We start from the raw sequence: 12,964 nt of genomic DNA, 5'->3' as shown, positions 1-12,964 counted from the left end.
AGGCTTATCCTCCGTAGCTTATTGGATAGACGAGCAGAACAAGACCGCCCGCAATCAATGCAAATCCCATCGGTCGGGTCACTGCGTGCCCAATCTGGGGTAGTTTCTCCAAAACCATGAATAGGGTCGCGAGACCCATCCACAACAGGCTCATGACACCGCCAACAAAACCAAGCGCCATGAAGCCCCAGCAGCAGCCCACACAGAATGCGCCCAGTCCCAGCCCCATGCGCAATCCGCCAGTGAACCCGGTTTTCCAGTGCCCCAGGAAATAGGTCATGGGGGCGTGGCAGACGCCGTGACAGACCTCTTTCGCGCGGGTGAACTGAAATGCGCCGACGGCGATCATCAAGCCGCCCGCGAAATATCCGGATTTGCCGATGCCCAGCATGTCTACTACCCCACCAAACAACAGCGCCAACTGAACACCGGTGATCAAAGCTGCAAAGCCAACCCAGACGACCAGATACCCGGACAGAACACCCAACCAACCTGCGCGCGAGCCATTGGCGCTGCGGATCAGATCGTCATAGCTGCGTAACGTCGGCACGAGCGTCGGCAGCATCATCGCCGCCATCATGATAGCCCACATCCAGAACAGCGGGCCAAACTCGGCCATGGGCATATACATGTCCATGCGCGGGTCCATGGCCGCCATGGCCTGACCCATTGGGCCGGGGCGACCGATCCAATCCAGATCCATGTCGCGGCTCATGGTGAACATGACCCACCACGCGGACAGGATCAGGGCATAAAACCCCAGCCAAAATGCAGTGCGTAGAACTGTGCGACTCACGCGCTCCTCCCGACTCAATCCTTGCTTTTCAAATGTCAGACTTTTAAATGTCAGACAAATAAAAATTCACCGACGGTCCCCGGAATATGAAAATCGACCCAAAAAAACCTGCTGATCTGTCTGCGCAGATCGCTCAGGCCATTCGTGACGCAATCATCTCGGGCGAATTGATCGTGGATGAACGTTTGCCCTCCGAGGCGGAATTGTCCGAGCAATTCAAGGTATCTCGCCCAACCGTGCGGGAGGCATTGAAGCGTCTTGCGGCGCAATCCCTGATCCGCACGCAACGCGGTGCAAGCGGTGGTGCATTTGTGAACCGGTTAAGTTTCGAGGGCGCGTATTCCCAACAGATCACGACCTCGACCCTGTTGCTATCGATGAATGCAGTCAGTTTCGACACTGCCTGCGAAGCGCGCTTCGCGCTCGAACGCGCCTGCGCCGCCTTGTCCGCACAGCGCCGTACAGCGGATCAGTTGGCTACCATGCGGGCCGAAGTTCACCGCCAATCCCAACCCGGCCTGACGGATGAGGCATTCTGCGCCTCGGACGTGGCGTTTCACCGGGCGCTGGTGGATGGTGCAGGCAATCCCGTACTTTCTTATCAACTGGCCGGAGCGGTCGAAGCGATGCAGCCGCTGATGAACATGATCACTTTCACGGCGCGGTCCCGGGAAGCAATTATTGCCTTCCACAATCAAATCGCCAATGCCCTGGAAGATCGCGACTCGACCAAAGTGGACACGACGCTAGTTGAGCTTGAGAGCTACACAAGGCAATTGGCACAAGACGTGGCGCAGCAGCGACGTAATCCGGCGTAAGGAAAATGAAATGACCACCGCTTTGAACGTGATTGCAGCTCTCATGACCATTGGGTTCGGCCTATTCGGGTTTCTGGCGCCCAGCTTTACCTTGGGCGCGCTGGATTTGAGCACCACCAACAGCAACATGGGGCTGAGCGAGATGCGTGCCTCGGTCGGCGGGCTTTTCGTCGTCACTGGCGTGGCTGTTTTGTTCCTCAACAACCCGATGGCCTACGCCATGCTGGGGGTTGTCTACGCGGGCGCGGCATTGGGCCGGTTTGTTTCAGTCTTTCTGGACAACCCACCGTTGGTCAAGGCGGCTACTTTTGGTGGAATCGAACTGGTTCTTGCACTTTGGCTGATACTGGCAAACATCAATAGGGCCGCCTAACCCACTGTAATTATTTCCAACGTCCGGTACGATTCCCGGTTTGCATCCGGCTGCTGGCTCACCTATATAGGTTATGTCCTTCGGGACTATGGACATAAACGCGCTCGTAATAAGCGGATCGGACCCGGGGGCGGTACCCGGCGGCTCCACCAACATCCTTCATTTGGGGATCATGGGGCCGAAATAGGATCGACGAACGTCTAAAGGGGTTAGCTTTGTCTCGGCGGGGTGCCACCGTATCGGCCCGAAAAGTACAATTGCAAATGACAATCGTGCTCCGGTTGCAGTTGCTGCGTAAGCAGTAGCAAGACCGAAACTTAAGCCCTTGCGCCTAGCCGCGTAAGGCGGGGTTCGCAGGTACCTGGCAACAGAAACCTGCACTTTCCGCTTAAAGTCTGAGTTTTTCGCTGAGCATGTTCATGTTCAGAGTTTTTTCACTATTTGGTCTCATGCTTACCCCAGCAGAATAAGGAGAGCTGGGATGTCGCACGCAGATCTACTCAGAGAGTGGTATTCCGAGGTTTGGGAAAACGGCAATACCGACACGATTGACCAATATTTCGCCCCCGAAGCCATGGCTGAAGGGCTTATTCCGGAAATGCAGGTCGGTGCGGATGATTTCCGGGATCTGGTCATGGCCTTTCGCCATATCCTTGGGGACATTCAGGTCGATATGCCCAAAATCATCGAAAACGGCGATTGGGTATCCGCCATCATTCACCTGCGCACAACGCGCGCCGATAATGGTGCCCCGCTTCAAGCCACGGGCAGCGTCATGGGGCGGATTAAAAACGGGCGCATGGTTGAAGCGTATAACCAGTTCGATTTCATCTCACTCTTCGAACAGCTCGGCCAGTTCCCGCAGGACACATTGCCTGTGTGTATGACCAGTCAAAGGCTGGATTGGGCTTGACCATATAAGCAATCTTGACCCCCTCAGCGCTTACGCGGTAGCAAGTGCCATGGGGTAAGATTGCGAACACCCCGTGAGGCGTCAGCCCAAGTTTCGCATGTATCCGACAAAACCAGGAGACATGCTGTGCCCGCACCAAACTCGATCACCCCAAAGCAATTGTTAAGACTGATCGGCACGCCGCAATCCCCCATATTGATCGACATCTGTATAGATGCGGATTTTGAGGCTGACCCCTATCTTATCCCAGGCTCTATACGCCATCCTGCGAAGGATATCGAAGGGCTGGTCAACCTGATCGGTGACCGACCTGCAGTCGTGATTTGCCAGAAGGGCAAGAAGCTCAGCCAGGCCGTCGTTTCTTTGTTGCGGGGCGAAGGTCTGCAGGCCGAGTATCTGGAGGGCGGCATGTTTGCGTGGCGAGACATGCCGGACGCACCGCGTGTGCCTGCGAAAGCGTTTTCGATGCTGCAGTCCAAGGGATCCCTTTGGGTAACTCGACACCGACCAAAGATCGATCGCATCGCCTGCCCTTGGCTGATCCGGCGGTTTGTGGACTCAAATGCCCGGTTTCTGTTTGTTGCCCCGTCGGAAGTCGACGCCACCGCTGCAATATTTGACGCGACCCCTTTTGACATCGAAGGCGCTCATTGGAGCCACCGGCAAGACAAATGCACCTTCGACACCATGCTGGACGAATTCGCGCTACACACGCCCGCGCTGGATCGGCTTGCAACGATCGTTAGGGCCGCAGACACCAATCGCCATGACCTTGCACCAGAAGCTGCCGGGTTGCTTGCGGTCTCTGTCGGGTTGTCCTGGCAATACCGTGACGATCACGAAAACCTTGCTGCAGGAATGCACTTGTACGATGCGCTGTATCGCTGGGCGCGCGACGGGTTTGAAGAACAACACGACTGGCCAATGGACCGCAAATCATGACCCCGACCCTATCGGAGCTGGTCCGTATCTTTGGTCGCATCGGGCTTTTGTCCTTTGGGGGGCCTGCGGCGCAAATCTCACTGATGCATCAGGAATTGGTGGAAAAACGTCCGTGGCTGGACGAGCAATCGTATCTGCGGGCGCTGTCTCTTTGCATGCTGTTGCCCGGCCCCGAGGCCATGCAACTTGCCACATATGCCGGCTGGCGGCTGCGGGGCGTGACCGGAGGGTTGATCGCCGGCGGCCTGTTCGTCATCCCTGGCGCACTGATCATCGCTGTATTGGTTGGGCTTTACGCAGCTTTCGGGGACCTGCCACTGGTTCAGGCCGCTTTTCTTGGGGTGAAGGCAACGGTAATCATCATTGTCCTTCAGGCGCTTAGAAACCTGTCGCGCAAAGCCCTGACCGATGTGGAGCACCGGGCAATAGCCGGATTGGGCTTTGTCGCAATCTTTGCCTTTAACCTGCCTTTTCCCTTGATCATTCTGGCTGCTGCGCTTTGGGGGTATCTGAGTATCAAGGGTGAGGCCAACAACGCCCAAACGCCCCCCGCCCCAAGTGCGACGCGCCCGCTGCGCACCGGTGCAATCTGGCTGACCCTATGGCTTGGCCCATTGGTGTTGCTGAGCGTTACTGGTCAGAAATTGCTGAGCGATCTCGGGTGGTTTTTCGCCCGCCTGGCTGTTGTTACGTTCGGCGGCGCCTATGCGGTTCTGGCGTATATGACCCAAACCGTCGTGGACAAATATCATTGGATCAGCACGGATCAGATGATTGATGCGCTGGGGCTGGCGGAGACGACACCCGGTCCTCTGATCCTGGTCACACAGTTTGTGGCCATGCTGACAGGGCAGATCTCAGGCGGGATCCCTTTAGCACTTGCCGCAGGTGCGGTGGCCCTTTGGGCCACGTTTGTTCCGTGTTTCCTGTGGATCTTCCTTGCCGCACCTTATCTGGACCAACTGGCCGCCCGTCCACGGCTGTCCGCAGCCCTGCACGGGATAACAGCGGCGGTTGTCGGCGTGATTCTCAACCTTTCCGTGTGGTTTGCTCTTAACGTTCTTTTCGGAACAATCCCGGAATTGGCATGGGGACCCCTAACTATCCCATGGCCCGAACTTGCAACACTGAACCTAAAAGCGCTGATATTAACGTTCATGGCCGGGGTGTTGATATTTAAGCTAAAATTCGGCATGGGAATGACCTTGGCCCTGATGGCCATGGCCGGAGTTGGATTTCATTTTCTTTGAACAATCCACCAACTCCCGGTCTTTCGTTTCCGAACGAATCCCCTATGCTTGAGATAACCACTTTTGAGGAAGAAACATGTCGCAGGACATTGACTATGGAACCCTGATGCACACCGCCATGCGCGGCCTCATTCAGAAGGTTCTGACCAACGTTTCTGAAAACGGTCTGCCTGGGGTGCATCATTTCTTTATCACGTTCGACACACGGCAGGACGGTGTTGAACTGGCCGACTGGCTACGCGAACGCTACCCCGAAGAAATGACAGTCGTCATGCAGCACTGGTTCGAAAACCTTGATGTCGGCGACAACGGTTTCGCGATCACGCTGAATTTCGGTGACGCACCAGAACCGCTTTATATTCCGTATAATGCGATCAAAACCTTCGTGGATCCGTCGGTTGAATTCGGACTGCGTTTCGAGAGTCCGGAAGACGAAGATGAGGTTGCGACCCATATCGTCGAAGAATCGATTGAGGTTGAGGAAACTCCGGTCCAGCAAGACGCGGATGTCGTTTCACTGGACAGCTTCAGAAAGTAGGCTCAGACTTACAAACCCCGCCTCTCGCGGGGTTTACTGTTTTTCGAGGAACGTATCGACCGAGCGGGATTTAATCCCGTTACGGAACCGCGAAAAAGACAGGTTAAGCCCACCGTCGGCCAGTGTGCGATCAAACTGCTGCAGTTCATAGCCACCGTTTTCATCAATGAACAACGAGAACACCGTCAGAGTCTCGCCCTCGATCCGGCCCCAGACGAACGGTTCACCCTGCATCGGGTCCAGGGGCACCTCGTGACCAAACACATTGCGCTTCATCGCCGCTGAATAAACGTCTGACCTGTCAGATTGCTTGAAATCGATTGAGAAGGATTGATCTTTGACCCGGCCATCCGGCTTATAGGTCGTGGTCTTCCAACTGACGTTGAACCCTTCTTTCGTTTCATGGATCGAAACGCTCATATCGCGTGGGGTTTCGGTGCCATCATCATCAATTAAATTGGCTGAACCGACGTAATCCCCGATAAAGGGCGTGATGTCCCCGGCCTGGGCCTGAAGATTGGCAAAGACAAGCCAGAATACGGCACCCACCGCGAATGCGATAAGCCGCAGCGGATTAACCCGGTTAAATTGCAGCACCTGACCCTCCAGCGTTTTGATCATGCTATTCTACCCCAGTCACAGGCGCACACAATGGTCCTAGTACCTGTGCATCAAAGAAAAATGCCCCACCCCAACGCCTATACCTTTGGTCGGCTTATGCTTATGGTGCGCGCAACTGGCCGATTGCGCGATGACGCCGTCACGGGTAAACGGCATACGATTGCATACTAGACGGAGTGACCGATGTCCCAGACCCGCACCGAATCCGACAGCTTTGGCCCGTTGGAAGTTCCCGCCGACAAATATTGGGGTGCACAGACTCAACGCTCGATCATGAATTTTCCGATCGGCTGGGAAAAGCAACCCGTTGCTATCGTACGGGCGCTGGGCGTTATAAAAAAGGCCTGCGCGATGGAGAATAAGGCCATCGGCAAGCTGGATGCTGAGATCGCCGATGCCGTCATTCAGGCCGCAAGCGAGGTGATTGAAGGCAAGTTCGATGACAACTTCCCTCTGGTCGTTTGGCAAACCGGTTCTGGCACTCAGTCGAACATGAACTCGAATGAGGTCATCGCAAACCGCGCGATTGAGATCATGGGTGGTGTGATCGGTTCAAAAGAACCGGTGCACCCCAACGACCACTGCAACATGGGGCAGTCGTCGAACGACACTTTCCCGACAGCAATGCATATTGCCACAGCGATGAGCGTACGCGACGTGCTCATGCCCGGGCTCGAAAAATTTGCGTCGGCACTGGAAGCCAAAGCGAAAGAATTCGCGGGCATCATCAAAATCGGTCGCACACACACTCAGGATGCGACCCCTTTGACGCTGGAACAGGAGTTTGGCGGCTATGCGCACCAGATCCGCCAAGGGATCGCTCGCGTCGAGGCTGCAATGCCCGGCATCTATGAACTGGCGCAAGGCGGCACCGCCGTCGGCACCGGTCTGAACACGCATGATGGCTGGGATGAGGCCGTCGCAAAGAACATGGCTGACATCACCGGCCTGCCCTTCGTTACCGCGCCCAACAAATTCGAAGCGCTTGCCGCCCATGATGCTATGGTCTTCCTGTCGGGCGCGCTGGCGACTATTGCTGGCTCTTGCTACAAAATCGCCAACGACATCCGGTTCCTGGGCTCTGGCCCGCGGTCTGGCTTGGGTGAGTTGATCCTGCCGGAGAATGAGCCAGGTTCGTCGATCATGCCCGGCAAGGTGAACCCAACACAGGCCGAAGCGCTGACTCAGGTGGCAGCGCATGTAATAGGCAACGATGCGGCGATGAAGTTCGCTGGCTCACAGGGTCATTTCCAGTTGAACGTCTACAATCCAATGATGTCGTACAATCTGCTGCAATCCATTCAGCTGCTGGGTGATGCCACCGACAGCTTTACCGAGCGTATGCTGCTGGGCATCAAGGCCAATGAACCACGCATCGATAAGCTGATGAAGGAATCCCTGATGCTGGTCACGGCGCTGGCCCCGACCATCGGTTACGACAACGCCACTACTGTCGCCAAAACGGCGCATAAGAACGGCACGACCCTCAAGGAAGAGGCCATTGCGCTGGGCTTTGTTGATGAGGAGACATTCGATGCGGTCGTGCGGCCCGAGCACATGATCGGCCCCAAGTGATCGGGTGGCGTCAGCCTGCCTGCCTGTGCCTGCTTATTGCGGGCACAGCGACCTCAGCTCAGGCTGACCTGTTCGACCTGATCGACTCTCGGCTGGAATGGATGCAGGACGTTGCTGCGTTCAAACACGCCAATGACCGCCCGGTCGAAGACCTTGAGCGTGAAAAAGTCGTGATTGACAAAACCTTGGAACAAGCAGCGCTTGCGGGCGTTGACCCGGACAGCGCTCAGCTGTTTTTTGAAGCGCAGATCGAAGCCGCGAAAGAGATTCAATCCTGTTGGATTGAACGGTGGACCGAAGACCAAACCTCTGTTCCCGAAAGCTATGCGGATCTGACGACCGAGGTGCGCCCCGCTCTGTTGGATTTGGGCGGGCAAATCCTTGACACATTGTCGGATCAACCACCGGTCTCAACTGCGTCGCAGGCTGATTTTCTGGACACCGTGAATGTCGAGTGCCTTTCAGATGACAGCCGTGCGGAATTGTTCGATAGTCTGACCAAAGTGAAACATGCGCAATGACGGAACCGGTCAATCTGAACAAATTTCGAAAAGAAAAAGCGCGGACCGAAAACAAGGCCCGCGCTGATCAAAATGCCGTTGCCTTTGGCCGCACCAAGGCCGAAAAGGATCTGGCAAAAAAGCAGCAACACAAGCTGAACCAAGACCACGAAGGCCGTAAGTTGGACAAATGAGCGGACGCCCGGTCAAACGATCCCTGACGCTGAAAGGCCATCGGACATCCGTATCGCTGGAAGATGAATTCTGGCAGGCGTTCCGAACCATTGCCAAGGAAAAAAACCTACCGATCAACGCTCTGGCGGCCGAAATTGATGTCGAGCGTGACCCGGACATCGGACTTGCATCGGCCATAAGGGTTTTCATTCTACACTGGTATCAATCCAAGTAGATCAGTCTTGCTCTGACATCCTGAAACCGCTTACAGTAAAAGGAACAAAAGGAGTACGAAACGGTGGTTGATACAGTTCTAGGTCCAGACGGAAAACCACGCTGTGCGTGGTGTCAGGCCGCGCCCGAATTCTTTGACTACCACGATCAGGAATGGGGGTATCCGGTTGGCAATGACCAGCGTCTGTTCGAAAAGCTATGCCTCGAAAGCTTTCAATCCGGTCTAAGCTGGCGCACGATTTTGTCCAAGCGCGAGAACTTTCGGAAAGCTTTCAAAGCTTTTGATATCAACGCAGTAGCCGCGTTTGATGATGCAGATACAAAGCGCTTGCTACAAGATGCAGGAATTGTGCGACATCGTGGAAAGATCGAGGCCGTGATTAACAACGCACGCCGCGCGCAAGAGTTAATCGCTGCCGAAGGGTCTCTGGCCGCATATGTGTGGCGATACGAGGCAGATACACCGCCTGCCCCGCAAACCGCTTCAACGTCGCCGGAATCTGTGGCGATGTCGAAAGACCTGAAGAAACGGGGCTGGAAGTTTGTCGGGCCGACGACCGTGTTTGCCTTTATGCAGGCAATGGGGCTGGTGAATGATCACGCCGAAGGTTGCGTCATGCGTGAAAAAGCGGCGCAGTTGCGCCACGAATTCACCAAACCCCAATAGTGTTTAGATTGACGCACGGAAAATCTTGTCGATGTTTCCGCCCAAGGCCGCGTTGAACTCGGCATCTGATTGCTTTTTTGACAATCCTTCGGTCAACGCGCGCGAGAAGGACGCGATCATCTTACCATTCTGGCCTAGCAGATCGCAGGCCTGTTCCGTCGAATAACCGCCCGACAGCGCAACCACGCGCAGAACACGCGGATGATCGGCCAATTCGTCATAGAGGTTAGCTTGGTTAGGGATCGTCAGCTTGAGCATGATGTCCTGTCCGTCAGCCAACTGATCAAGGTTTTTCAGGATTTCAGCCTTCAGGATGTCTTCGGCTTCGGCTTTGGTGGCGGAGTTGATGTTCACCTCAGGCTCAACAATCGGAACCATTCCGGAAGCCACGACTTCACGCGCAACGTCGAACTGCTGTGCAACAACCGCCGCGATGCCTTCGGCGTTTGCCTCATGAATGACCGAGCGCTCCTTGGTTCCGAAAACACCATCGGCTTTGGCCAATGTTGCGGCCAGACCTGGAATGGGTTTCATCATCTGAACGCCATTCGCTTCGTCTTCCAAACCTTTGTCAATCTTGAGGAAAGGTACAATGCCTTTCACTGACCACAAATAGTCGGCGACCTTCTGACCATCAATTTGCTCGCCCAGAGTGCGTTCGAACAGGATCGCGCCGATCACTTTGTCCTTGGTGAAATCATCCGCCAGAATGATCCGCGCGCGCATTTTCTGGATTTCACCGAACATCTCTTCGTCCGAGCTGTATTCAGATGCAGCCACGCCATAAAGCGCCAGCGCCTTGGGGGTCGAGCCACCGCTTTGATCCAATGCTGCGATGAATCCTGCGCCGTCGGACATTTGTGTGCGCTGTTCTGATGATGACATAAGACTTTCCCGTTCAATATGATTCCGCGATTTCAAACCGCATACAGCAAGGCGTGATAGGATGGTAGTTTGTTAGCGCTCAACCAAGCGCAACCAAATTCCGTCTTTCGATCGGACGGTCAAATGCGCGACCGGAACCGGCGTTTGTCCCGCGACCAACTCGAACCGGAAGTGTCGCAACAGCATGGATAACAGAAGCGGCCCCTCGATCATGGTGAACCCGGCACCGGGACATACGCGGGACCCTGTCGAGAATGGAATGTACGCGTTGCGCTGACAGGTCTTTCCATTCTCAGTTCCCCACCGGGTCGGATCAAATTCGTCGGGACGTTCCCAGAGCCTTTCCTGCCGATGCAGATGCCACGGGCTGATCACGATTTGCGACCCTTCGGAGACATCCCTGTCCCGGAAACGTTCAGGGCAAGCCGCCTCGCGTACCATCATCGGCACAGGCGGATAAAGCCGCAGCGCTTCGCGGAACACATCCCGGCTAAGCTTTAGCCGCGACATTACAGAAAACTCGGGCGTGTCGAGCGCCACAGCTTCCTCGGCCAGCCTGTCCTGCCATTCGGGATATATGGCCATCAGGTACAGCGTCCAGGCCAGAGCGGACGCGCTGGTTTCATGCCCGGCAAGAAAGAAGATCGCCACCTGATCAACCATTTCCTGCGTGTCAAACCCACGCCCGGTTTCGGGATCACGCGTGGTCATGATCTTGGTTGCCAGATCATCCGGAGCGCCACCACGAGCGATCAGTTCAGCCCGATCCGCCGTAAGTCGCTGGATTAGCGCCCTGATATCCTTGGCATTCTTCTTGGTGCGTCTTGAGTGCAATCGCGGCAACCATTTCGGCAGAGGGACAAAAGCCGCAATGTTCAGAATGGGTTGTTCACGCTGATAGCTGCGAAACTTGTCAAAAATCTGCGCGGCGATTTCGTGTTCGATGGGCACCGAAAACAAGGTGCGAAAAATGACATCCGCCGCGATATGGCTGGTGACCTCTTCAAACTCAACGACACCACCTGACTGCGGACGCAACCGATCCACCGCTGCTTGACCAGCTGCATGCATCGCCGGAAAGGTATCTTTCAATCGGCCGCCTTCGAACGCGGGGTCAATGATCCTGCGCTGACTCTTCCAGGTGTCCCCATTGGTCAGGAAGACAGAGTCCCCCAGCAACGGACGCAGCCCCTCACTTATGCGGTTAGATTTAGGAAAGTCATAAGGGCGTTTTTTCAGAACTGTGTCGATCAATTCTGGCTGATTTACCAAGTATGATCGAAAGAACGGCGTGCGAAATTCGGCCATCCAGGCGCGGTACAGCCTATGGGGTTGAGCTGACAGAATGTCCTTGCGAAACAACCTCAGATACCGCCAAAGCGATACTTTATCAGGGCGCGAAGTTGGCTTGGGCGGCGTCATGCCTTCACCGAGATGTATTTTGAGACCGGCTTATCCATCCGCGATTTCGACGGTGCCCGCCCCTCAAACCTCTGCCCTAAGGTTTGAGGCCCGGCAGTGATACGAAAATAGTCATACCGATCGGGCTTGTCGAAGGCGCAGAGATACTGGAAATGCAAACGGAAGAATTTCCATCTCATGTTCTTCCAGCGTTCGGGGGACAGGGTCTGTGTAAAGGCTGCAGACAGAACCAGAGGCCATTTCTTTTCCGCAGTGGCGACACCGCTGACGGAAACCGGATCGCACAGCGCAAAAGAACAGCCATCGCCGGGGGCCGAGACGTCGACCCAGGTCAGGCCTTCCTGCGTGGACAAGAATTGCAAATCCGCCCTCAAACCCTGCGCCTCGGGTAGAAATGACACCATGGGCACGACCTGCCCCAATGTCAGGAACGAAAACGCGGGGCCGTTATCACGTTGACTGTTGTCGCGGATAACATCGGCCAGAACGCTGACACCCAGATGGGCCCCTGAACTATGCCCGACGACCAGCACCTCGTCTGCGTCTGAATTCAGCGCCTCTTGGATCAACGCACCGAATGCACGCAGGCGATTGCGTAATTCAACAGGCGTCGCCCCTTTGAGTTTTGCGGAATAGGCGTAATCATGCATCAGGTAATAGGCAAAAAGCTGGCCGTCTTGCTGGCGAAACCAGCGCATCAGAATGTAAGCGGCCCCAACTGCAAGGATGACGCCCAGCCAGCCGATAAACAGCATCAAAACCCATGTCATGGCCCCGGCTAGCAAGATCGCCAACAGCAGTTGAGCCACCAACATTCCTACCGGGTACAGTGCGGCAACCACAGGCCCCTTGCGCAGCTGCATCAGACGCCAAAGCGTTCCGGAGGACATATAGATCCATGCGGTCTGCACCAATTGCAGATAGGTCGCCGGGATCGAATTGGACATGCTGTCACGCACCAGATCCGACCAGACCAAAACACTCACATCGGCCTGAACTTCATAATCATCCTGCCGGGAAGTGACGTGCCATCCATATGGGCCATCGTCTGACTTGGCGGACACCGAAATCTCATAACCGGATATCTCCGCCTGCAGCGAGCCTTCGGTACGATAAAGCTCACGATACCGCCACGGCGGTATCGGGTCATAGCCGGGAATATAGAATACCCGGCGTTTACGCACCCGAGGATGATTATTCTGACTGCTCATGGCCTTACCTTCTGCAGCGCAGGTTAACGCAGCCTGAGCGTCAAG

General features: G+C 55.5%; 16 protein-coding genes and 1 other RNA gene. 12 read left to right on the top strand and 5 right to left on the bottom strand.

The window, feature by feature from the left end; all coding sequences use genetic code 11:
- Positions 1-4: 4 nt before the first annotated feature.
- Complete coding sequence (locus RUA4292_RS12665) at positions 5-796, bottom strand: DUF2182 domain-containing protein (protein WP_058277885.1); 792 nt, start codon at positions 794-796, stop codon at positions 5-7.
- A gap of 86 nt (positions 797-882) precedes the next feature.
- Here RUA4292_RS12665 and RUA4292_RS12660 point away from each other — a divergent pair, with 86 nt between their 5' ends.
- The 7 genes from RUA4292_RS12660 (at position 883) to RUA4292_RS12635 (ending at position 5,630) form a co-directional block, all read left to right on the top strand.
- Complete coding sequence (locus tag RUA4292_RS12660; RefSeq protein ID WP_058277884.1) at positions 883-1,614, top strand: FadR/GntR family transcriptional regulator; 732 nt, start codon at positions 883-885, stop codon at positions 1,612-1,614.
- A 10-nt stretch (positions 1,615-1,624) separates the two neighbouring features.
- The gene (locus tag RUA4292_RS12655; protein WP_058277883.1) at positions 1,625-1,987 is read left to right on the top strand and encodes a DUF4345 family protein; all 363 of its coding nucleotides are present in this window, start codon (positions 1,625-1,627) and stop codon (positions 1,985-1,987) included.
- 36 nt (positions 1,988-2,023) lie between these two features.
- Positions 2,024-2,369: a transfer-messenger RNA gene (ssrA, locus tag RUA4292_RS24045) on the top strand.
- A gap of 99 nt (positions 2,370-2,468) precedes the next feature.
- The gene (locus RUA4292_RS12650) at positions 2,469-2,900 is read left to right on the top strand and encodes an ester cyclase (RefSeq protein ID WP_058277882.1); all 432 of its coding nucleotides are present in this window, start codon (positions 2,469-2,471) and stop codon (positions 2,898-2,900) included.
- 126 nt (positions 2,901-3,026) lie between these two features.
- On the top strand, positions 3,027-3,842 hold the full coding sequence (locus RUA4292_RS12645) for a chromate resistance protein ChrB domain-containing protein (protein ID WP_058277881.1): 816 nt from the start codon (positions 3,027-3,029) through the stop codon (positions 3,840-3,842).
- Positions 3,839-5,092: a chromate efflux transporter gene (gene chrA, locus RUA4292_RS12640; RefSeq protein ID WP_058277880.1), complete on the top strand. Its 1,254-nt coding sequence runs from the start codon at positions 3,839-3,841 to the stop codon at positions 5,090-5,092. The genes RUA4292_RS12645 and chrA overlap by 4 nt, the downstream gene beginning before the upstream one ends.
- A 76-nt stretch (positions 5,093-5,168) precedes the next feature.
- A complete protein-coding gene (locus RUA4292_RS12635; protein ID WP_058277879.1) occupies positions 5,169-5,630 on the top strand; it encodes an SspB family protein in 462 nt (153 codons plus the stop codon).
- 33 nt (positions 5,631-5,663) lie between these two features.
- On the opposite strand, the gene RUA4292_RS12630 is transcribed toward RUA4292_RS12635, so the two are convergent.
- Positions 5,664-6,251, bottom strand: coding sequence for a hypothetical protein (locus RUA4292_RS12630; RefSeq protein ID WP_058277878.1), 588 nt, complete (start codon positions 6,249-6,251; stop codon positions 5,664-5,666).
- A gap of 183 nt (positions 6,252-6,434) precedes the next feature.
- Here RUA4292_RS12630 and fumC point away from each other — a divergent pair, with 183 nt between their 5' ends.
- The 5 genes from fumC to RUA4292_RS12605 all read left to right on the top strand — a co-directional run bounded on the left by fumC (position 6,435) and on the right by RUA4292_RS12605 (position 9,401).
- Positions 6,435-7,826, top strand: coding sequence for a class II fumarate hydratase (gene fumC, locus RUA4292_RS12625; protein ID WP_058277877.1), 1,392 nt, complete (start codon positions 6,435-6,437; stop codon positions 7,824-7,826).
- A complete protein-coding gene (aroQ, locus tag RUA4292_RS12620; protein ID WP_058277876.1) occupies positions 7,823-8,347 on the top strand; it encodes a gamma subclass chorismate mutase AroQ in 525 nt (174 codons plus the stop codon). The genes fumC and aroQ overlap by 4 nt, the downstream gene beginning before the upstream one ends.
- Positions 8,344-8,520, top strand: a complete 177-nt coding sequence (locus tag RUA4292_RS12615) for a DUF4169 family protein (RefSeq protein WP_058277875.1) — start codon at positions 8,344-8,346, stop codon at positions 8,518-8,520. The genes aroQ and RUA4292_RS12615 overlap by 4 nt, the downstream gene beginning before the upstream one ends.
- The gene (locus tag RUA4292_RS12610; RefSeq protein WP_058277874.1) at positions 8,517-8,735 is read left to right on the top strand and encodes a ribbon-helix-helix domain-containing protein; all 219 of its coding nucleotides are present in this window, start codon (positions 8,517-8,519) and stop codon (positions 8,733-8,735) included. The genes RUA4292_RS12615 and RUA4292_RS12610 overlap by 4 nt, the downstream gene beginning before the upstream one ends.
- Before the next feature lie 63 nt (positions 8,736-8,798).
- Positions 8,799-9,401: a DNA-3-methyladenine glycosylase I gene (locus RUA4292_RS12605; RefSeq protein ID WP_058277873.1), complete on the top strand. Its 603-nt coding sequence runs from the start codon at positions 8,799-8,801 to the stop codon at positions 9,399-9,401.
- A gap of 3 nt (positions 9,402-9,404) precedes the next feature.
- Here RUA4292_RS12605 and RUA4292_RS12600 read toward each other — a convergent pair whose 3' ends face one another.
- From RUA4292_RS12600 to RUA4292_RS12590, 3 genes are all read right to left on the bottom strand, one after another.
- Positions 9,405-10,286, bottom strand: coding sequence for a fructose bisphosphate aldolase (locus RUA4292_RS12600; protein WP_058277872.1), 882 nt, complete (start codon positions 10,284-10,286; stop codon positions 9,405-9,407).
- Positions 10,287-10,358: 72 nt separating this feature from the next.
- The gene (locus tag RUA4292_RS12595) at positions 10,359-11,708 is read right to left on the bottom strand and encodes a cytochrome P450 (RefSeq protein WP_058277871.1); all 1,350 of its coding nucleotides are present in this window, start codon (positions 11,706-11,708) and stop codon (positions 10,359-10,361) included.
- Positions 11,705-12,919, bottom strand: a complete 1,215-nt coding sequence (locus tag RUA4292_RS12590) for a hypothetical protein (RefSeq protein WP_058277870.1) — start codon at positions 12,917-12,919, stop codon at positions 11,705-11,707. The genes RUA4292_RS12595 and RUA4292_RS12590 overlap by 4 nt, the downstream gene beginning before the upstream one ends.
- Positions 12,920-12,964: the final 45 nt, after the last annotated feature.

It is taken from the genome of Ruegeria atlantica (assembly GCF_001458195.1).
In the GTDB taxonomy this organism is placed as follows: Bacteria; Pseudomonadota; Alphaproteobacteria; order Rhodobacterales; family Rhodobacteraceae; genus Ruegeria; species Ruegeria atlantica.
Note: the sequence above shows the minus strand (reverse complement) of the source record. Positions and strands in the feature narration are given on the sequence as shown.